Genomic DNA, 20654 nt, shown 5'->3' with positions numbered 1-20654 from the left:
AGCACAAAAGTGCAGAGCGTGACGCGGCATGATGCGGGTCTTCAGGCGGACGCAAGATGCTTGCATCGACGCTTCGCCAAGCAATCCAACAAATGAAAACCAACTGGCCCAGGCCATGCCCGAAACGGCGTGGTTTTTTTGTATGCATCGCCTTTCCGCCCTTAGCCTTTCCGCGTTGACCGCTCTTGTCACGATAGTTGCTTGTTCCCCTGCCGAAAATCCTTTGCCGCAGGCCCATATCAAGGAGCCGACCATCTATTTCCGCAACGGTCTGGAAATCACCATGGATAACGTGACCGTGCCGATTCGCGGCGTGCAGGATTGCCCTTATGGTCTGGCGGCGCCTGCTGGGGCCGTGGTGGCCATGAACGATGCCAGGTGCATACGCCTGTCGGACGATACACAACAGATCACGGTGATGCTGGACATGCCCAGCGGCATCGTGCAGGAGGAATGGACTGTGCGCCGCGACGCCTCCAGCAAGCCTGATGAGCCGGCCTTCAAGCATGTCTCGCTGCTGCGCCCGGATGGCTCGCGCATCACGATCACCGACAAGTCCGACAAGCTGCTGGACAAATGCTACGAATACAAGGCGGCTCACGTCTGCATCTGATGGGCGCCTGAGGGGCGGGACTTCAGGGTTGATTTAGGTCAACACGCTGAGGCATGATGAAGGCAGACTGAATGCATCCCATCACGGCATCTGCTCACTTGCATGCCGTCCGAACCCCTAAAGGAGAAGCCCATGTCCATGTTCAATCACATCCTGGTGCCGGTTGACGGCTCCAAGCCCGCGCTGCTGGCAGCGCGCAAGGCGGCAGAGCTGTCCAAGGTCTTTGGCAGCGCCATCACGGCGGTCTACGTGGTCGATCCCTATCCGTTTACCGGCGTGGGCGCGGATTTTGCTTATGGCCAGTCCCAATACCTGAGCGCAGCCACGGCCGAGGCCAATGCCACGCTGGATGCCGTCAAGGCCATCATGGATGAAGCCGGTGTGGCCGTCTCCACCGTTGTAGGCGAGGGCCATGCCGTGCACGAAGGTGTGGTACGCGCCATGGAAACCTCGGGCGCCGATCTCATCGTCATGGGCTCGCAAGGCAAGCGCGGCCTGGAAAAGTTGATGCTGGGCAGCGTCACCCAGCGCGTGCTGGGCGCCGTTAAAATCCCGGTGCTGGTCGTGCGCGAATAAACAAGAACAGCTCAAAAACAAAGACCTCCAGGAGGAGGTCTTTTGCATTACAGCTAACGACCTTAAATCAAGCACGTCCCAACAAAGAGACAGCAAGCAAGGGCCGCCCCGCAGCGAGGCTGTCGTCCCCCTCTAGGGGGAAGCGGCAAAGCCGCTCAGGGGGTCATTGAATCGTTGCGCCCGAGGCCTCGACAATCGCCTTGTTGGCCTTGAAGTCTGCCTGGAAGAACTTGTCAAAAGCTTGCACCGTCATGGCCTGGGGTTCGGCCCCCTGGGTCTGGATGGCTTCCTTGACTTCGGGCATGGCCAGCAGCTTGTTGACTTCGGCGTTCACCTTGGTCACCACGGCAGCCGGTGTGTTCTTGGGCATGAAGATGCCGTACCAGGTGCTGACGTTAAAGCCCTTGAGGCCGGATTCGGCCAACGTGGGCGTATCGGGCAGCGAGGTGGAGCGGGTGGCCGAAGTCACGGCAATGGCGCGCAGCTTGCCCGATTTGATCTGGCCTATGGCCGAGGGCACGGAAGACACCAGCAGTTCCACATTGCCGGCCAGTGCGTCCATCATGGCGGGGTTGGAGCCCTTGTAGGGCACATGGGTCAGCTGAATGCCTGCGGCTTTTTCCAGCATCACACCGGCCAGGTGGATGCTGGTGCCATTGCCCGGTGAGCCGTAGGTGACCTTGGCCGGATGCTGCTTGGCCGCAGCAATCACGTCGGCCAGTGTCTTGTAGGGCGAGTTGGCGGCCGTGGCGATCACGATGGGCGTGTAGGCTACATGGGCCACAGGCGTCAGATCCTTGAGCGGGTTCCAGGGCAGGCTTTTGTACAGATAGGGGCCGAGCACCACATTGTCTTTTTGGCCCATCACCATGTCATAGCCCGTGGGGGCGGCTTTGACGGCTTCGGTGATGCCTATGGTGCCGCCCGCGCCGGCGCGGTTGTCGGGCACCACGGTCCAGTGGCTGACTTCCGTGAGCTTGTTGGCGATCACGCGCGAGAGGATGTCGGTGCCTCCGCCTGGAGGGAAGGGCACGATCATGCGTATGGGCTTGTTGGGGTAGTCGGTGGCTTGTGCAGCGGCGGTAAAGCTCAAAGCGGCGGTGGCCGCAGCAGCGGTGCAGGTGATCAGTTGGCGAAACATGAAAAAGAAACTCCAGAGACGAATCGGGTGTGCGGCATGGGGCGCTCGGCTTTTGGCCGGGGCCTGCGTTGTCGCGGCTGGCAGCCTTGGCATCGATGCCAGGGGCCAGGGTCACGGAAGGTGGGCTTTTCGATGATCGGGGAGGGTGGTTCCGCCATCAATGGGTATTTGTCTTTACCGACGAGACCAGCGCATGCGGTACTGGCATGGCTGGATGGCATTCGCGCGCGGTGCCGTGCAGGGTGGCTGCATGGCTTGCACGGAGGCAGCGTACCGATCGGGTGTCGCTGCCGATGTGGCCCACGGGCGCGGAGTGCGCATGAACCTGTAACTCAGGAACAGGTGAAACATTCTGCCATGGCTCCATGCCCGCCATGGCTTGGCGGGCGCAATAGTTGGGCCATGGGTTTGCGTGGCGTTTTTCCGCGGTCTGAAGCAATGGCACCAGTCCTGAGTTTTTGAATGCGTGGCTTCAATGCATCAGAGACAAAAAAAGCTGCAAGCCCTTTGTTATCAAGCGCTTGCAGCTATGTTTTTAATGGCGTCCCGCTTCAGGGATGGCGTACATCGGCAATGACTTGCTCGCCAAAGTCGGCGCGCTCCAGCCAGGCTAGCATGCGTGCGGCAGCTTCTTCGGGCGAGGTGAGCTTGCCCGACTCCTTGAGCTGGGCGAAATTGCCCACGTCGGGGAAGTCGCTGCTGTCGGCACTGCGCAGCTGTACCTGCATATCGGTGTCGATCACGCCGGGGGCCAGCGAGACAATGCGTGCACCGTTGGGCTTGGCGGCTTCCTCCAGCGCCACACAGCGGCTGTACTGATCCATACCGGCCTTGGCCGTGCAGTAGCTGGCCTGCGAGGCCATGGCTCGGCGACCCAGGCCCGAGGAGACATTGAGCACCTTGCGGGCAATACCCCAGTTCTCGGTGGCCGTCAGAAACGCGGCGGTCAGCGCCATGGGCGCTTCCAGTCCCACGCGCATGGCGTTGATGATGTCGGCTGCGCTGGTCTGGGACAGCGGCGCAATTGGCGGGATCACGCCCGCGTTGTTGATCAGCGTGATGCCGGCCCAGTCGCTGCTCTTGAGCGTGCCCAGCCAGGTGGCAAGGCGCTGGGCGGCCGCGGCGCTCTGGGCCAGGTCCTGCTCCCATTGCAACAGCTGCTTGGGCTCGCTGGCGCTGGCCGCCAGCGCATCGCTGGTCTTGCGTGCAATGCTCAGCACATGGTGGCCTTGCTGCAGCAGTTGCTGGCCCATGGCCAGGCCCATGCCGCGTGAGCCGCCCGTCAAAATAATCAAATGCTTGGTCATGTATTTGATCTTACGGGCGTTTGATGGAGGTCGAGCCTCGGGCGCAACGAAAAGGCCCTGCCGATGGGTATCGGCAGGGCCTGGCAGGGTCGTGAAAGACTTTAGTGACCTAGATAGGCTTTGCGCACCGCATCATTGGTCAGCAGATTGGCGCCGGTGTCCTCCACCACCACCTTGCCGGTTTCCAGCACATAGCCGCGGTCGGCAATCTGAAGGGCGCGGTTGGCGTTCTGTTCGACCAGAAACACCGTCACGCCTGCCGCGCGGATGGTCTGGATGATCTCGAAGATCTGCGCAATGATCAGCGGCGCTAGGCCTAGCGTGGGCTCGTCAAGCAGCAGCAAACGCGGCTTGCTCATCAGCGCACGGCCTATGGCCAGCATTTGCTGCTCGCCGCCCGACATGGTGCCCGAGCGCTGCGTGGCCCGCTCCTTCAGGCGCGGGAACAGCTTGAAGACATGCTCTATGCCGTCCGCAATCTCGGCCTTGTTCAGAAAAAAGCCGCCCATCTGCAGGTTTTCCGTCACCGTCAGATCCTTGAAGACGCGGCGGCCTTCCGGGGAGATGGCGATGCCGCGGCGCATGATGTGGTGGGTTGACATCTGGGTGATGTCCTCGCCCTCGAACACAATGCTGCCATGGCTGGCACGCGGGTTGCCGCACACCGTCATCAGCAAGGAGGTCTTGCCTGCGCCGTTGCTGCCGATCAGGGTGACGATCTCGCCCTGGTTGACGCGCAGACTGACTTGGTTGACAGCACAGATCGCGCCGTAATGGGTGGAGACTTGGCTCAGTTCCAGCATAGCTTGGCTCATCAGGCCTCTCCTAGATAGGCCTTGATGACCCGTTCATCGTTGCGAATGGCTTCGGGCAGGCCCATGGCGATGGGCTTGCCGTATTCCATGACCAGAATGCGCTCGGACACGCCCATGACCAGGCTCATATCGTGCTCGATCAGCAGCACGGCCACGCCGTATTGCTTGCGCAACTGGTCGATCAGGCCTTGCAGGTCTTTCTTTTCCTGAGGGTTCAGGCCGGCTGCGGGCTCGTCGAGCATGAGCACACGGGGCTTGGTGATCATACAGCGGGCGATTTCCAGGCGGCGCTGGTGACCGTAGGCCAGGTTGCCGGCCTCGCGGTTGGCCATGGCGCGCAGGCCCATCACGTCCAGCCACTGCAGGGCGTTCTCGATCTTGGCTTCTTCGGAGCGGCGATAGCCGGGCGTATTGAACAAGCCGCCCAGCACGCTGGAGCGGGACTGACGGTGCTGGGCGACCAGCAGGTTCTCCAGTGCCGTCATGCTCTTGAACAGTCGTACGTTCTGGAAGGTACGCACCACGCCGTGATTGGCCACCTCGTGGCTGCTCTGGCCGGCAATGCTCTTGCCGCCCAGCACCACCGAGCCGGCAGAGGGCTGGTAGAAACCGCTGATGCAGTTGAACACCGTGGTCTTGCCTGCGCCATTGGGGCCGATGATGGCAAACACTTCCTGCGGACGCAGATTGAAGGCCACGTTGTCCACGGCCAGCAGACCGCCAAAGCGCATGCACAGGTCTTTGACTTCTAGCAAATACTCGCTCATTCGCTTGCCCTGCCTGCGGTTGTAGTTATTGAAATGATAGCGTTCATGTTGGCATGCATCATGACTTCACCTCCACCTGGTGGCGCTTCATGGGCAGCAGGCCTTGTGGGCGCCAGATCATCATCAAGATCATGACCAGACCGAAGATCAGCATGCGGTATTCAGAGAATTCGCGGGCCACTTCGGGCAGCACGGTCAGGATGATGGCCGCCAGGATCACACCCAGCTGCGAGCCCATGCCGCCCAGCACCACGATGGCCAGGATCAGGGCCGATTCGATGAAGGTGAAGGACTCGGGGTTCACAATGCCCTGGCGTGCGGCAAAGAAAGCGCCGCCAAAACCGGCGAACATGGCGCCCAGCGTGAAGGCCGAGAGCTTGATCTTCATGGGGTTCAGTCCCAGGGAGCGGCAGGCGATTTCATCTTCGCGCAAAGCTTCCCAGGCGCGGCCTATGGGCATGCGGATCAGGCGGTTGCTGATGAACAGCGTCACCATGGCCAGCATCAGTGCCATCAGATAGACGAAGATCACCATGTGCATGGAATTGAACTCCAGGCCGAAGAACTGGTGAAAGGTCGTGCCGTCTTCGGTCAGGGGCGAGCGCGTCATGGGCAGGCCGAACACCGTGGGCTTGGGAATGCTGGAGATGCCGTCCGGGCCGCCCGTGAGGCTGGTCATATTGGTCAGCAGCAGGCGGATGATTTCGCCAAAGCCCAGCGTCACGATGGCCAGATAGTCACCACGCAGGCGCAGCACGGGAAAGCCCAGCACAAAGCCGAACAGGGCCGAGGCCGCGCCCGCCAGCGGCAAGGCCTGCCAGAAGGACCAGCCGGCCCAGTGAAACAGCAGCGCATAGGTATAGGCTCCCACGGCATAAAAGCCCACAAAGCCCAGATCGAGCAGGCCGGCAAAGCCCACCACCACGTTCAGGCCCAGGCCCAGCATGACGTAAATCATGGCCAGGGTGGCAATGTCCACCGCATTGCGGCCGGCGAAAAACGGCCAGGAGGCCGCCATCATCAGCGCCACAAAAATCAGCACATTGCGTCCACCCGAAGAAACCTTGGGCAGGGCCGGCAGCGTCAGTTTGGGCATTTTGCCGGCCAGCAGCGGCTTGAGCATCTGCACCACAAAGACTGCGGCGCAGGCCCAGATCAGGGTGGTCCAGCTGGGGGCGATGACGGTGCGCGTGCCGGCGCGCTCCAGGTGCAGGCTGAAGATGGGAATGACGACGATGGCCGTCATCAGCGTGGCGATCAGCGCATCACGAAAACTGGCAGAAAAGCTGTATTTCATCAGACCTTCTCCACTTCAGGTTTGCCCAGCAGGCCGGAGGGGCGGAACATGAGGATGGTCACCAGCAGGCCAAAGGCCACGATGTCCTTGTATTCCGAGGAGATGTAGGCGGCGGCAAAAGTCTCGGTAACCCCCAGGATCACGCCACCCAGCATGGCGCCGGGAATGGAGCCAATGCCGCCCAGCACCGCTGCCGTGAAGGCCTTGATGCCGGCCAGAAAGCCGATAAAGGGATTGAGCTTGCCAATGGCCAACGCAATCAGCACACCACCCACGGCTGCCAACATGGCACCCAGGATGAAGGTGAAGGAAATCACCTTGTTGGTGTCGATGCCCAGCAGATTGGCCATGTGCATGTCCTGCGCGCAGGCACGCGAGGCGCGGCCCATGCGCGAGCGCTTGATGTACAGCGTCAGCAGCACCATCAGCACCACGGTGACCGCGATAATGAGAATGCGCGAGTAAGGCACATAGACCTCGAAACCGCCTTCACTACCAAATTTGAAAGCGCCCGGAAGCAGCGAGGGCACGGCCATATCGCGTGCGCCCTGGCCCAGGGCCACCCAGTTCTGCAAAAAGATGGACATGCCGATGGCCGAGATCAGCGCCACCAGGCGCGGGCTTTTGCGCACCGGCTTGTAGGCCACCTGCTCCACCACCAGGCCGTAGACGCCGGTGACGAAGACAGAGACCACCAGCATCAGGCCGATGATGGCCCAGACTGGCAGGCCGCTGGTCGTGCCGACGGCAGACAGCGTGACCAGACCGATATAGGCACCGATCATGTAGATGTCGCCATGGGCGAAATTGATCATGCCGATGATGCCGTAGACCATGGTGTAGCCAATGGCGATCAGGGCGTAAATGGCTCCGAGTGAGAGCCCGTTGAATAGCTGCTGTAGCAGCTGGGGGATGAAATCAGACATGCAATGCCACCCTTAAACAGGAAAAGGCCCTAGGGCCATATTGCAAACAACCGGAGGCACATGGCTTGCGCCACACGCCCCCGGTCATGGGAGGTGGAATTACTTGTTGGCGACAGACTTGCTGCCATCCTTGTGCCATTCGAACACCTGGAAGTCGAAGGACTTCAGGTCACCTTGCTTGTTCCAGGCCACGGGGCCCAGCACGGTGTCAAAGCTGCTCTTGTGCAGGTGATCGGCCACCTTGGCTGGGTTGTCGCCAGCGGCCTTGATGCTGTCCAGCAGCACTTGCGTGGCGGCAAACGAGGTCAGCTGGAAGGCGCCCGAGGGGTTGCGCTTCTTGTCCTTGAAAGCCTTCACGACGGCAGCGTTCTTGGGGTTGGCCGAGAAGTCTGCGGGCAGGGTGACCAGCATGCCTTCGACGGCAGGGCCGGCAATGGCGTTGACTTCAGGATTGCCCACGCCTTCGGGGCCCATCATGCGCACCTTCAGGCCTTGCTCGGCGGCCTGGCGCAGCAGCAGACCCATTTCGGGGTGGTAGCCGCCGTAGTAGACAAAGTCCACGCCTGCGCTCTTGAGCTTGGTGACCACGGCAGAGTAGTCGCTGTCGCCGGCGTTGATGCCTTCGAACAGGGCCACAGGCACATTGGCCTTCTTCAGGTCATCGCGCACGGAAGAGGCGATGCCCTGGCCGTAAGACTGCTTGTCGTGCAGCACGGCAACCTTCTTGGGCTTGATTTTTTCAACGATGAACTTGGCGGCGGCAGGGCCTTGCTGGTCATCGCGGCCGATGGTGCGGAACACGAAGTGGTAGTTCTTGCCGTCGGTCAGGGCAGGGGAAGTGGCCGAAGGCGTGACCACGACCACACCTTCGTTGTTGTAGATGGGGGCTGCGGCAATCGAGGCGCCCGAGCACACGGGGCCGACCACGTAGCCGATCTTGCTGTTGACCACGCGGTTGGCGGCCACCGGGCCTTGCTTGGGTTCGCAAGCATCGTCCACGGGCACCAGTTCAACCTTCTTGCCATTGATGCCGCCTGCGGCATTGGCCATTTCCACGGCGGTGGTCGCGCCTTCCTTGACCATGTCGCCGTATTGGGTCAGTGCGCCGGTGGTGGGAATCACCAGGGCGATCTTGATTTGCGCATGCGCAGTGGAGAGCAAGGCCGCACCAGCCAGGCCCAGGGCAGCGACGATGGTGTGCATGCGAAACGGAATGCTCATGAGGTCTTCCTTCAACTTTGGATAAAGTGTTCTGAAAAACGCAGGACGCTATTAGCGGACACTGCGAAAAGATGACCAGAATAAATCAGTGGTATCCGATTTCAAGAGGGTATCCCGGGGGTAGTGCAAACTTTCAAAATCCGCTATGCACTGTATAGCGGCTGCGCGTTTACAGGCCTGCGCTTGCCTCTATTTTGAGCAAGATATTTCTGGCCCCATCTCGCTGCAGTTTCAATTGGATTTTTTGGTATTCGAGGAATATTGCGTCAGAACGGAGTTTTTGACTCGAACTCGAGAATCTGTCCGTTTGTTGGGTGCTCCAAACGCAGAATTTTTGCGTGCAGTAGCAGGCGCTGCGATTGCGCTGCAATCTCGGGGGCTGCGTACAGCGCGTCTCCCACAATGGCATGACCCACGGCGGCCATGTGCACGCGCAACTGATGGGTGCGGCCCGTCAAGGGGCTGAGCAGCACCCGGGTGCAGGCCTGGTGTTGCTCCGTGTGCTCATGCGCCAGGGCGCGCCACAGGGTCTGGCTGCTTTTTCCCTGTTCTGCGTCAATCACCCGCAGGGGGCGGCGTTCCCAGTCGGCAGCAATCGGCAGATCGATCAGCTGCCAATCGGCAGACAAGGGCTCCAACTGCCCGGCGACCACGGCCTCATAGCGTTTTTGAATCTGCTTTTTCTCGAAAGCCAGGCTCAGGGCGCGCTGAACCGCCAGACTGCGCGCCATGATGAGCAGGCCCGAGGTGGCCTGGTCCAGTCTGTGCACGATGAGGGCATCGCTCCAGTGTGCCTGGGCGCGAGAGCTCAGGCAGTCCTGCTTGTCCGGGCCGCGTCCCGGCACGCACAACAGGCCCGAGGGTTTTTCCAGCACCAGCAGGGCTTCGTCTTCATACCAGCACTGCGGTATGGGGGCATCAATCGTGTTCATGTAGCAGTCGGTGGACGGTGGCGCACAGCTCTTCCACGTCATTGGGCTTGTAAATCAGGGCCTTGGCGCCGGCGGCCAGCGCGGCATGTTCGATTTCGGCCGTGACATAGCCCGAGGCCAGGGCAATCGGCAGGCCGGGGCGAATTTCCAGGGCCTCAACCACCAGATCCAGGCCGCTGTAGCCGGGCATGTTGTAGTCGGTCACCACCAGATCAAAGTCCTGCGGTTGATCGCGCAGAGCCTGCACGGCTTCATGCGGATCGGTAAAGCCGCTGACCACATAGCCGCGGCGGCGCAGCAGGCGCTGGACCAGAAACACCAGGGCCTGGTCATCGTCCACATACATCACGTGGCAGGCAGCGTTGGCATGGGCTTCATGGGCGGCCGGAGCCAGATGCGGGGCCGCAGCCGCCGTGCTGTGGGCCAGCGGCTCCAGCAACACTTCGGACTCCGGCAGGGGGAAATAGAGATTGAAGCGGCTGCCCAGGCCCGGTGCGCTGAAGACATCCACGGCGCCGCCATGGGTGCGCATGACGCCATGCACCACCGCCAGCCCCAGGCCCGTGCCCTGTCCCACGGCCTTGGTGGTGAAGAAGGGCTCGAAAATGCGCTGTTGCGTGGCCTCGTCCATGCCGGGGCCGTTGTCCTGCACGGTCAGCAGTATGTAGTTGCACCAGGTCAGCCCCAATCGTTCGCACACCTGCCGCTCGGGCCGCAGCAGCTGGGCCTGCATCTGAATGCAGCCGCGGGCCTCGCCCATGGCTTGCATGGCGTTGCTGCAGAGATTGAACAGTGCCTGCTCCACCTGGGTGGGATCGGCCATCAGCAGCGGCAGAGGCGATAGCTGCTCGATCTGCAGCTCGATGGCCGGCGGTAGCGAAACCCGCAGCAGCCTGGCCGCGTCCTGCATGACTTCGTGCACCTGCAGCGGGCGGCGCTCAGGCTTGTCATTGCGGGCGAAGGTGAGAATTTGCCGCACCAGATCGCGGGCGCGGCGACCGGCCTTCTCGATCTCGCGCAGACTCTCCAGCGCGGCGGGGTTGTCCAGGCTGTCGGCCTTGGCCAGCTCCACATTGCCCAGAATGGCACCCACGATGTTGTTGAAATCGTGGGCAATGCCGCCGGCCATGGTGCCCAGGGCCTGCATTTTGTGGGATTCGCGCAGCTGTGATTCCAGCGCATTGCGCTGGGCTTCGGCTTTTTTGCGGCTGGTCAGATCCCGGGCGAAGACGGTGGTGGTGTCGCCGCTGTGGTGGCGCTCGAAGGAGACGCTGACTTCCACCGGAATTTCCCGCCCGTTGGAAGTCAGGCCCGTCATCTCGCCCAGGATGGCCTGCGTGGTCAGCGGTGCAAAGCTCAGGGCCCGCGATGCGTCGGGCAGGAAACGATTGAGCGGGCTGCCCAGCGCATCGCTGGGCGAGCACAGAAACAGTGCCGCCGCCGTGGGGTTGAACACCGTGATGCACTGGCTTTGATCCACGCACATGATGGCGTCCAGTGCGGAGTTGATGACCGACTCCAGCCGCCGCTCGCTGGCGTGCAGCTGCTGGTTGCGTTCCTGCAGTGCCCGGCGCTCGGCCAGCAGCGGGCCCTGGTTGACCACGGCGCAGAGAAACTGCCGGCTCGGGGTACCGTTTTGCTGGGGAATGTTCAGGCAGGCCACATGCAGATCGCAGCACAGCTGTATCTGATCGGTGATGTCGAACAGCACCTCATGCGCCAGCGCTCGGCCTTGCTCTGCGGCCTGGGCAAACACCTGCTGCACGCGCTGCGCGTCCTGGGCATGGACAAAGGGCAGAAAACTGATCAGCAGACGATCGTTCTCGCTGGGCTGAAACGCGGCATGGGCCATGGCATTGACCTGGACCACCATGTCATGCTCGTCAATCACCAACAGCGGCAGGGGAATGCTGGCAAACAGCGCCTCAAAGCGCTCGGAAGCACTCTCGGCCACGGCCTGGCTGTAATTGAGGACCTCGTTCTGAATCTCCAGCTCGCGCTGGTAGTTGCGCAGCTCGGCTACCAAGGCCTGCAAAGGGTCTTGATCTTCGGGAACCAGAGGGCGGATGGTGCCGGGCCAGGACGGCAGGCCGGCCGCAGGCTCCAGCAAGGCCAGCAGCGGCAAAGAATCTGGATCATCAGCCGAAGCTGGGGGGTGTGAGTCGCTCATGAAGAACGGGGGCCGGCCCCGGGATGCGATGGAGGAAGATTCAGAACAGAGGGCCAGTGTAAGCGCAGGGCTACATGGGGGCGGCGGCGTGGTCGGGGGCAAAAGCACCGAAACCGACGGCCCCTCATTATTTGCGGGAGGCATCAGCCATGACTTTTGATGCGCATCAAGCAGGGTGCATCTTCAGCACCGCCCCGCAAAGTGCAGGCTGCGGAAAAGCGGCGTATGCCTTCGGGGCTGGCCTGGGTTCACCGAATGCCCGAAGCCAGCATGGCTAGGCCGGCCAGGGTCAGCAATCCCAGCACCACCCGGCGAAACGCCTGGTCGCTGATGCGGTGGTAGAGCCGCCCGCCCCAGATGGAGGGCAGCAGCATGGCGGGCAGGGCCACGGCAAACAGCGGCAGCATGGAGCTGGTGACCAGACCCGAGCCCAGATAGCTGGCAAAGGTGACGGCCAGCATGGTGAGGTTGAAGTTCTGGATGATCTGGCGCTGCGCATCCTTGGCCATGCCGCCGAGCTGGCACCACAGCGTAGGCACCACGCCGGAGAAGCCACCCAGCGCACTCATGACTCCGCCCGCCATGCCGGCCAGCGCGTTGCTGATGGGGCGCAGCGGCCCTTGCATGCAGCGCCAGTCGCTCAAGCGCGGCAGCTTGTGCGCAAAAGCCATCAGCGGGCAAAACACCACCAGCAGCGTACCCAGCACGGTTTTGAAAAGCTGGACATCCAGCCGGGGCAGCAGCATCAGCCCCAGCGGCAGGCCGGCCAGACCGCCAAGAAGAAAAGGCCACAGCGCCCTCCAGTCAAATCCGCGGCGCACGCTGAAGGCCTGGATGATCTGGCCGGTGAGCCCGCCAAATACGGCAAGCACGGCAGCCAAGGTCGGCTCCAGCGTCCAGGCCCAGAGCGCCATGGCTGTCATGCTGTAGCCAAAGCCGGACAGGCCTTGCACAAAGCCGGCCAATGCAGCGCCGATGATGATGACTATGATTTCCATAGCTTATAGCGTATATCCGGTAAGGGCTGTTGCGGGTTTTAGCATGAAAAACGGCCCGCATGGGCCGTTCTTTGGGTGAAAGCGTAATGCGTTCAGGTCATCAAGACTCGTAGTCTTCCACGGGCACGCAGCTGCAAAACAGGTTGCGATCGCCGTAGACATTGTCCACGCGGCCTATAGGGCTCCAGTACTTGTTGCGGCGCAAGGCCGGCACGGGGTAGGCGGCCAGCTCGCGGCTGTAAGGGCGGCTCCACTCGCCGCTCAGCAGTGCTTCGGCCGTGTGGGGGGCGTTCTTGAGCGGGTTGTTGTCCTGGGGCAAGCGGCCGTCTTCGATCTGGCGGATTTCCTCGCGGATGGCGATCATCGCGTCAATGAAGCGCTCCAGCTCGAACAGGCTTTCGCTCTCGGTGGGCTCCACCATCAGCGTATTGGGCACGGGGAAGGACAGTGTGGGCGCGTGAAAACCGTAGTCGATCAGGCGCTTGGCCACGTCTTCGGCCATCACGCCGCTGCTTTCCTTGAGGCCGCGCAAATCCAGAATGCACTCGTGCGCCACATGGCCGTTGGCCGAGGCGTACAGCGTGGGGAAGTGATCCCGCAGGCGCGTGCTGATGTAGTTGGCGCTCAGGATGGCGGTTTCCGTTGCCGCCTTCAGGCCGGGCTCGCCCATCATGCGGATATACATCCAGCTGATAGGCAAGACTGCGGCATTGCCCAGCGGGGCTGCACTGACGGCCCCCACTTTGCCGGCCACACCGGCCGTGGCATGGCCGGGCAGGAAAGGCACGAGATCTTCGACCACGCAGACCGGACCCACGCCGGGGCCGCCACCGCCGTGGGGAATGCAGAAGGTCTTGTGCAGATTCAGGTGGCTGACGTCGCCGCCGAATTCGCCGGGTGCCGCCACGCCGACCAGGGCATTCATATTGGCGCCATCGACATAGACCCGGCCGCCGTGGCTGTGCACCAGCTCGCACAGCTCTTTGACCTGGGTCTCGAACACGCCGTGCGTGCTGGGGTAGGTGATCATGATGCAGGACAGATTGGCGCTGTGCTGCTCGCACTTGGCCCTGAGATCGTCCATGTCCACATTGCCCTGCTCGTCGCAGTGGGTGACCACGACTTGCAGGCCCACCATTTGCGCGCTGGCCGGATTGGTGCCGTGGGCGCTGCTGGGAATCAGGCAGATGTTGCGGTGGGCCTCGCCACGCGATTCATGAAAGGCCTTGATGGCCAGAAGACCCGCATATTCCCCCTGGCTGCCTGCATTGGGCTGCAGGCTGATGCCCGCATAGCCCGTGGCCTGGCATAGCCAGTCGCGCAGCTGCTGATCCAGCTCGGCATAGCCTTGCAGCTGGTCGGCGGGTGCAAATGGGTGCATGTTGGCGAACTCTGGCCAGGTGATGGGGATCATCTCGCTGGTGGCATTGAGCTTCATGGTGCACGAGCCCAGCGGAATCATGGAGCGGTCCAGCGCCAGATCCTTGTCGCTCAGGCTGCGGATATAGCGCAGCATGGCGGTTTCGGAATGGTGGGTGTTGAAGACCGGGTGCGTCAGATAGGGGCTGGTGCGCAGCTGCGATTCGGGAATCAGCGAGGGCCGGCCCTCGTCCATGGCCGTGATGCTGGGCAGGGGCTGGCCGTCCTTGGCGAAAATGCTCCAGATCAGTTCCACATCGGCGCGGGTCGTGGTCTCGTCCAGGCTGATGCAAAGATACTCATCCCAGGCTTTTCTGAGGTTCACGCCCTTGGATACTGCGCGGGCAGCTATGGAATCCGTAGCTTTCTTGGTATGCAGGCTCAAGGTGTCGAATGCCGTGTCATGGTGGGTGGCGGCATAGCCCAGCTGCGCCAGGCCACGGCTCAGAATCGCCGTGTAGCGCGCCACGCGCTGGGCGATGCGCTTGAGTCCTTCAGGGCCGTGGTAGACGGCATACATGCTGGCGATGACGGCGGGCAGCACCTGGGCCGTACAGATGTTGGAAGTGGCTTTTTCGCGGCGGATATGCTGCTCGCGCGTCTGCAAGGCCAGGCGGTAGGCGGGCTTGCCGTGCACGTCCACGCTCACGCCGACCAGGCGGCCAGGCAGGGAGCGCTTGAATTCATCGCGGCAGGCCATGAAGGCGGCGTGCGGGCCGCCAGCGCCCATGGGCATGCCAAAGCGCTGGCTGTTGCCCACCACGATGTCCGCGCCCCATTCGCCTGGCGGCGTCAGCAGGGTCAGGGCCAGCAGGTCGGTGGCGACGATGGCGGCCGCCTGCTTGGCGTGGATGGTGTCCACATCGGCCTTCCAGTCCGCAATCCAGCCGCTGGAGGCCGGGTACTGGATCACGGCCGCGAAGAAATCGCCCGCCAGTGCGGTTTCCCACTCCTGCTTGCTGTTGGCCACCGTGACTTCGATGCCGATAGGCTGGGCACGGGTCTGTATCACTTCTATGGTCTGGGGATGCAGATCGCCGGCCAGCACGATGCGTTGGCTTTTGGATTTGACCGAACGTCTGGCCAGGGTCATGGCTTCGGCGGCGGCCGTGGCTTCGTCCAGCATGGAAGCATTGGCAATCGGCATGCCGGTCAGATCGCAGACCATGGTCTGGAAGTTGACCAGCGCTTCCATGCGGCCTTGGGAAATTTCGGCCTGATACGGGGTGTAGGCCGTGTACCAGGCGGGGTTCTCCAGAATATTGCGCAGGATGACGCCCGGCGTATGCGTGCCGTAGTAGCCCTGGCCGATAAAGCTTTTGAGCACCTGGTTCTTGCCGGCGATGGCCTTGAGCTCGGCCAGCGCTGCGGCTTCGGTGACGGGATCCGGCAAATCCATGGGTTTGGCGCGCGCAATCGAACGCGGCACGATGGAGTTGATCAGCGCGGCGCGCGAGGCCTCGCCAATCACGGAAAGCATCAGCGCTTCATCCGCGGCATCTATGCCTATGTGGCGGGGAATGAATTCACCGGGATTTTCCAGCGCTTCAAGGCTGGCAACGGGAGCGGGGGGCGACATCAGCATGGGAGGGACCTGTTCTCAAATACTGTGACTGACTGGGGGCGCAGGCAGAAAGAAAAACGGCCTTCGCAAACGCGAAGGCCGTGGAAAAAATCAATTGCTGGCAGCGAAGTCGTTATAGGCCGTCTCTTCCATCAGGCCTTCGAGTTCGCTGACATCGCTCATCTTGACCTTGAAGAACCAGCCGCTGTTCAGAGGGTCGCTGTTGGCCAGGGCAGGGTCGTCGCGCAGAGCTTCGTTGACTTCCACGATTTCGCCGGTCACGGGCATGTAGACATCGGCAGCGGCCTTGACGGATTCGACCACGCCAGCCACATCGCCGGCCTTGAAGGTGGAGCCCACGGCGGGCAGGTCGACAAACACCACATCGCCCAGCGCATCCTGTGCGTGGACGGTGATGCCGACGATGGCTGCATTGGTGTCAGCCGTGTTGATCCATTCGTGTTCTTTGGAATATTTGATGCTCATGGAAAGCTCCAGATGGTGAATTCAGGGAAATCTGTGTTTTGAGAAAGGTCCAGCGCGCACTTTAGCGGCGTTCTGAGCACCGCCGGATGAATTGGCCTGCTCAAACAAGAGGCCGGGCCACGGCAGCGGTTCAGCCTCGGTAATAGTTCGTGGGCACAAACGGCGTGGCCGTGACCTTCATGGGCACGGGCTTGCCGCGCACCATGGCGAAGATCTCGGTACCCAGCGCCGCATAGTCGGGCTGCACATAGGCCAGCGCCACGGGCTGGTTGAGCGTGGGGCTGAGCAGGCCGCTGGTGATATGGCCTATATGCTGGCCGTCCATGTTCTCCAGCACCGCAGGCTCGCGCACGGGAATGCGCTCCAAGGCCACCAGGCCTACGCGCTTGCGCTGGAGCTGCTGCGGATTTTGTAGCTGTTCCAGCACGATGGATGCACCGGGAAAACCGCCTTCACGCGCACCGCCGTTGCGGCGCACTTTCTGTATGGCCCAGTTCAGCGCCGCTTCCACCGGCGTGGTGGTCGTGTCTATATCGTTGCCGTAGAGACAAAGACCGGCTTCCAGTCGCAGCGAGTTGCGTGCGCCCAGACCGATGGGGGCGATTTCGGACTGGGCCAGCAGTGCTTGGGCCAGGGCTTGGGCACCGTCTGCGGGCACGGAGATTTCAAAACCGTCCTCGCCGGTGTAGCCGCTACGCGTGATGTAGAGCGCATGGCCTTGCCAGTCAAAATGGCCGCCGGTCATGAAGACCAGCTGGCTCACGCCGGGGATCAGGCGCGCCAGCACCGTGACCGCTTTCGGGCCTTGCAGGGCCAGCAAAGCCTGATCGGGCAGGGGAATCACTTCGCAGCGCTGGCCTATGCGCTCCTGGATATGGGCGATATCGGCCTGTTTGCAGGCACCGTTGACGATGACGAATAAGTCGTCGCCGCGGTTGACGAACATCAGATCGTCCAGAATGCCGCCTTGGTCATTGAGCAGCAGGCCGTAGCGCTGTTTGTGCACGCCGAGGTCTTGCACGTCCACGGGCATCAGCGTTTCCAGGGCGGCGGCAGCGTCGGCACCGCGCAGCAGCAGCTGGCCCATATGGGAGACGTCAAACAGGCCGGCGGCCTTGCGGGTGTGCAGATGCTCGGCCATCAGCCCCTGGGGGTACTGCACGGGCATGGAATAGCCGGCAAATGGCACCATGCGGGCGCCCAGCTGCTGGTGCAGGGCGAACAAAGGGGTGTGGCGCAGAGGTTGGTTGTCGGCGGCAGTCAAGGGGCAAGCTCCGGTGGTGAAACCAAATGAGTTGCCATGCCCGGCAAATGCAATAGATATCGCATTGCCTGGCGTGGCGGTCTTGCCCTGCTGTCCGCTTTACCTGAGAGATTCACTGCACGCGGGTGCAGCTTGCTCCTTCGGTGGGTGCTGCAAGCGCAGCACCTCTCTCCAGCAAGGAACGCTGTGGACTGAGCTTTGCTCGCCCGTCAGCGCTTGTCAGTCCTTTTGCCTGAGCGTTCGGGTGCTGCATAAAGGCAGAGCCTGCGCCTTCGGCGGTGCGTTGCGGGTCAAACCCCGTAGGCACTCTCTCCTGACAGCAGGCATTCTAGCCGCCAGTTATTGCGTCGCAACATGGGGTTTATGCGGGTTTGTACGAGGTCTGCGCATGCCGATCCGGCGGCGTTGGCTGTGAGAGATGCGCATAAAAACCGCTTGCACTCCAATCAGTAAAAGCGCAGACAGATATCAATTGCATAGTCCTTTCTCACTCTGTGGCACTGCCCAGAATGCGACAGGCCGCGCCACTGCGGATAAGTGGCGCGGCCTGGAACGGGTTCCGGTGGCGGATCAGACAATCTGGCGCTGACGGTAAACAGCGGGATCACTTGAATGGTTTTACTGCGTTGGTGAACGTGCTTCCATGGACTCAACTATGCATGTTGCAGTGCAGAAAATGCTGCTTTGTTTTCTGCAGATATCGCTTTGCTACAGAAAATTTTGCTGCCAATGCTTAAAAAGCGATAAATTCAAGGCCATGGACACTTTGGATAAAAAGATTCTTGCTGCTTTGCAAGCCAATGCGCGGGCCAGTCTGCAGGAAATCGGCGCTGCCGTGGGCTTGAGCGCCTCTCCATGCTGGGCGCGCATCAAGAAAATGGAGGAAGCCGGCGTGATCGAGGGCTATACCGTGCGCCTCAATCCCCAGGCGCTGGGCCTGGCCGATTCGGTGCTGGTGATGGTGACGCTGGACAGTCACTCCGACAACACGCTGGAGAAATTCGGCGAGGTGCTGGCCACCATTCCCGAAGTGGTGGAGGCGCATCTGGTCTCGGGCGAATACGACTATCTGCTGCGCATTGTCGTCAAGGACACGCGTGACTATGAGCGTTTGCTGCGCGAGAAGCTCTACAAGATCAAGGGCATACGCCACAGTCAGTCCAGCTTTGTGCTGCGCACGCTGAAGCGGGCCGATTTACCGCTGGGCATCTGAATTAAAGACCGAGACAACTGGAGCCGCAGAGAGTTTGAAATGAAAAAAGGCAGCGCCGTTGCCGGTGCTGCCTTGTTGCATGATTGGGGCTGAATTAGCGCAGACCCTGCACGTCCATGTCTTTGTACTTCACGATGCGCGAGCCTTTGACCAGCTTGTAGCCCCACCAGATGATGAGGAACAGCGGCAGGCCGATATAGGTGGCAATCGCGCCCACCCAGTCGATCTTGTCGCTGAGGAAGTTCTCGTAGTTCTGGCCCAGGGTGATGATCAGGCACAGCACAAAGGCAAACACCGGGCCGAAGGGGAAGGCTGCCGCACGGTAGGGCAGCTGGTTGAGGTCGAAGCCCTGTGCTTCGCAGCCCTTGCGAAAGCGGTAGTGGCTCACGGCAATGCCCAGCCAGGCCACAAAGCCGCACATGCCAGAGAGATTGAGCAGCCAGATATAGACCGCCTTGGGGCTGAAGACATTGGTCAGAAAGCACAGCGCAGCAATCACCGTGGTGGCCAGCAGTGCCAGCACCGGCACGCCGCGCTGGTTGACGCGGGCGAACAGCTTGGGCGCCATGCCCTGGGTGGCCAGGGCGTAGAGCATGCGGGTGGAGGCATACATGCCCGAGTTTCCGGCCGACAGCACCGAAGTCAGCACCACGGCATTCATGACGGCAGCGGCCGACAGCAGGCCGGCGCGTTCGAACACCAGGGTGAAGGGGCTGACGGCGATATCGCCCAGGTTGTTGCGCAGCAGCTTGGGATCGGTATAGGGGATCAGCAGACCGATGATCAGGATGGCGAAGACATAGAACAGCAAAATGCGCCAGAACACCTTGCGCACGGCGCGCGGCACGTTCTTGGCCGGATCTTCGGACTCGCCGGCGGCAATGCCGATCAGCTCCGTGCCCTGAAAGGAAAAGCCCACCACCATGGCCACGCCGATCAGCGCGGCAAAGCCGCCGACAAAGGGCGCGTCACCGGCGGTGAAGTTGGCGATACCGCCCCAGAGGCCGTCGGGCGAGCCGCCTTGCATAATGCCGAAGATCATCATCACGCCCACGGCGATGAAGACCAGCACGGTGGCGACCTTGATGGCGGCAAACCAGAACTCGGATTCGCCAAAGCCTCTGGCCGACAGGGCGTTGAGGCCGAACATCAGGGCCAGGAACAGGGCGCTCCAGATAAAGCCGTCAATGCCGGGGAACCAGTAGGCCATCACCAGCTGTGCTGCCACCAGGTCCACGGCAATGGTCACAGCCCAGTTGTACCAGTAGTTCCAGCCCAAGGCGAAGCCAAAGCCTTCGTCCACGTATTTGGCGCCATAGGTGGCAAACGAGCCCGACACCGGCATGTGCGAGGCCATCTCGCCCAGGCTGGTCATCAAAAAGTAAACCATCAGGCCGACAATCATGTAGGCCAGCAAGGCGCCGCCAGGGCCGGCTTGCGAGATGGTGGCGCCAGAGGCCACGAAAAGCCCCGTGCCGATGGAGCCGCCAATGGCGATCATCGACATATGGCGCGCCTTGAGGGAACGGTGCAAGCCACCGTCTTCAGTTTTTGCTTGGCTATCGCTCATGAAAGATTTGTGTTTTTTAGCAGGGCGTGCCGCCCAGGATGATCAGACCGCGCGGGCCTGTGCCATGGCATGCATTGTGCTTAGCTGGTGCCGCAAGGCATCTAGGTATCAACGTGGTCAGCGCGATCGGCGATGACATGCATCGCCCTCAGCGGCTGCCGACAGGGTGCAGATTGTGAGCGATTTACGCGCCCGGTGCAGGCGCTGTTGCGCGGCCCGGGCGTGGCGCACTGCGGTCAAACCTCTGCTCTTGGTCTAAGTATTTGATTGATATGAGATTTTTTGTCGATTTATGCCGTCGGCGGAACGTTTGAAGCCTCTAGTCAAATCGTCATTTGCGACATAAAAACCAACGACGAATAGGGGTTTCGTCGT

Annotated in this window: 18 protein-coding genes and 2 riboswitches; of the genes, 4 read left to right on the top strand and 14 right to left on the bottom strand. The window is 61.6% G+C overall.

Annotated elements, in window-relative coordinates:
- Window positions 1-223 precede the first annotated feature (223 nt).
- Window positions 224-613: a hypothetical protein gene (locus EAO39_RS13425; protein ID WP_240466996.1), complete on the top strand. Its 390-nt coding sequence runs from the start codon at window positions 224-226 to the stop codon at window positions 611-613.
- A gap of 138 nt (window positions 614-751) precedes the next feature.
- Complete coding sequence (locus EAO39_RS13420) at window positions 752-1189, top strand: universal stress protein (RefSeq protein WP_120971070.1); 438 nt, start codon at window positions 752-754, stop codon at window positions 1187-1189.
- Window positions 1190-1352: 163 nt separating this feature from the next.
- On the opposite strand, the gene EAO39_RS13415 is transcribed toward EAO39_RS13420, so the two are convergent.
- Entirely contained in the window at window positions 1353-2330 is a 978-nt protein-coding gene (locus tag EAO39_RS13415) for a tripartite tricarboxylate transporter substrate binding protein (RefSeq protein ID WP_120968123.1), read from the bottom strand.
- 193 nt (window positions 2331-2523) lie between these two features.
- Here EAO39_RS13415 and EAO39_RS22620 point away from each other — a divergent pair, with 193 nt between their 5' ends.
- Window positions 2524-2661 carry a hypothetical protein gene (locus EAO39_RS22620; protein ID WP_162989566.1) on the top strand — a complete coding sequence of 46 codons (138 nt, stop codon included), beginning with the start codon at window positions 2524-2526 and terminating at the stop codon, window positions 2659-2661.
- A 220-nt stretch (window positions 2662-2881) separates the two neighbouring features.
- Here EAO39_RS22620 and EAO39_RS13410 read toward each other — a convergent pair whose 3' ends face one another.
- From EAO39_RS13410 to gcvT, 12 genes are all read right to left on the bottom strand, one after another.
- On the bottom strand, window positions 2882-3637 hold the full coding sequence (locus tag EAO39_RS13410) for an SDR family NAD(P)-dependent oxidoreductase (RefSeq protein WP_120968121.1): 756 nt from the start codon (window positions 3635-3637) through the stop codon (window positions 2882-2884).
- 101 nt (window positions 3638-3738) lie between these two features.
- A complete protein-coding gene (locus tag EAO39_RS13405; RefSeq protein WP_120968119.1) occupies window positions 3739-4452 on the bottom strand; it encodes an ABC transporter ATP-binding protein in 714 nt (237 codons plus the stop codon).
- A complete protein-coding gene (livG, locus tag EAO39_RS13400; RefSeq protein WP_120968117.1) occupies window positions 4452-5219 on the bottom strand; it encodes a high-affinity branched-chain amino acid ABC transporter ATP-binding protein LivG in 768 nt (255 codons plus the stop codon). Before livG ends, EAO39_RS13405 begins: the two co-directional genes overlap by 1 nt.
- A gap of 58 nt (window positions 5220-5277) precedes the next feature.
- A complete protein-coding gene (locus EAO39_RS13395) occupies window positions 5278-6516 on the bottom strand; it encodes a high-affinity branched-chain amino acid ABC transporter permease LivM (RefSeq protein ID WP_120968116.1) in 1239 nt (412 codons plus the stop codon).
- Complete coding sequence (gene livH / locus EAO39_RS13390) at window positions 6516-7442, bottom strand: high-affinity branched-chain amino acid ABC transporter permease LivH (RefSeq protein WP_120968114.1); 927 nt, start codon at window positions 7440-7442, stop codon at window positions 6516-6518. The genes EAO39_RS13395 and livH overlap by 1 nt, the downstream gene beginning before the upstream one ends.
- Window positions 7443-7541: 99 nt before the next feature.
- Window positions 7542-8663 (bottom strand): branched-chain amino acid ABC transporter substrate-binding protein, encoded by a 1122-nt coding sequence (locus tag EAO39_RS13385; protein WP_120968112.1) that lies wholly within the window; start codon window positions 8661-8663, stop codon window positions 7542-7544.
- A gap of 266 nt (window positions 8664-8929) precedes the next feature.
- The gene (locus EAO39_RS13380) at window positions 8930-9595 is read right to left on the bottom strand and encodes an RluA family pseudouridine synthase (protein ID WP_120968110.1); all 666 of its coding nucleotides are present in this window, start codon (window positions 9593-9595) and stop codon (window positions 8930-8932) included.
- The gene (locus EAO39_RS13375) at window positions 9582-11765 is read right to left on the bottom strand and encodes a PAS domain-containing sensor histidine kinase (RefSeq protein WP_120968108.1); all 2184 of its coding nucleotides are present in this window, start codon (window positions 11763-11765) and stop codon (window positions 9582-9584) included. The genes EAO39_RS13380 and EAO39_RS13375 overlap by 14 nt, the downstream gene beginning before the upstream one ends.
- Window positions 11766-12013: 248 nt before the next feature.
- Entirely contained in the window at window positions 12014-12763 is a 750-nt protein-coding gene (locus EAO39_RS13370; protein WP_120968106.1) for a sulfite exporter TauE/SafE family protein, read from the bottom strand.
- Window positions 12764-12863: 100 nt separating this feature from the next.
- Window positions 12864-15767: an aminomethyl-transferring glycine dehydrogenase gene (gcvP, locus tag EAO39_RS13365; protein WP_120968104.1), complete on the bottom strand. Its 2904-nt coding sequence runs from the start codon at window positions 15765-15767 to the stop codon at window positions 12864-12866.
- A 90-nt stretch (window positions 15768-15857) separates the two neighbouring features.
- Window positions 15858-16232 (bottom strand): glycine cleavage system protein GcvH, encoded by a 375-nt coding sequence (gene gcvH, locus EAO39_RS13360; RefSeq protein ID WP_120968102.1) that lies wholly within the window; start codon window positions 16230-16232, stop codon window positions 15858-15860.
- 130 nt (window positions 16233-16362) lie between these two features.
- Window positions 16363-17496, bottom strand: coding sequence for a glycine cleavage system aminomethyltransferase GcvT (gcvT, locus tag EAO39_RS13355; RefSeq protein ID WP_120971069.1), 1134 nt, complete (start codon window positions 17494-17496; stop codon window positions 16363-16365).
- Between the two features lie 80 nt (window positions 17497-17576).
- A riboswitch (glycine riboswitch) is annotated at window positions 17577-17681 on the bottom strand.
- A 25-nt stretch (window positions 17682-17706) separates the two neighbouring features.
- Window positions 17707-17822: riboswitch (glycine riboswitch) on the bottom strand.
- Between the two features lie 431 nt (window positions 17823-18253).
- Between gcvT and EAO39_RS13350 the strand changes: the two genes are divergently transcribed.
- Window positions 18254-18709 (top strand): Lrp/AsnC family transcriptional regulator, encoded by a 456-nt coding sequence (locus EAO39_RS13350; protein WP_120968100.1) that lies wholly within the window; start codon window positions 18254-18256, stop codon window positions 18707-18709.
- Between the two features lie 94 nt (window positions 18710-18803).
- On the opposite strand, the gene EAO39_RS13345 is transcribed toward EAO39_RS13350, so the two are convergent.
- Entirely contained in the window at window positions 18804-20279 is a 1476-nt protein-coding gene (locus tag EAO39_RS13345) for an amino acid permease (RefSeq protein WP_120968098.1), read from the bottom strand.
- Window positions 20280-20654: the final 375 nt, after the last annotated feature.

The sequence above is a fragment of the Comamonas sp. lk genome, from assembly GCF_900564145.1.
In the GTDB taxonomy this organism is placed as follows: Bacteria; Pseudomonadota; Gammaproteobacteria; order Burkholderiales; family Burkholderiaceae_C; genus Comamonas.
The sequence above is the reverse complement of the archived record's forward strand: the minus strand, read 5'-3'. Positions and strand labels throughout refer to the sequence as shown.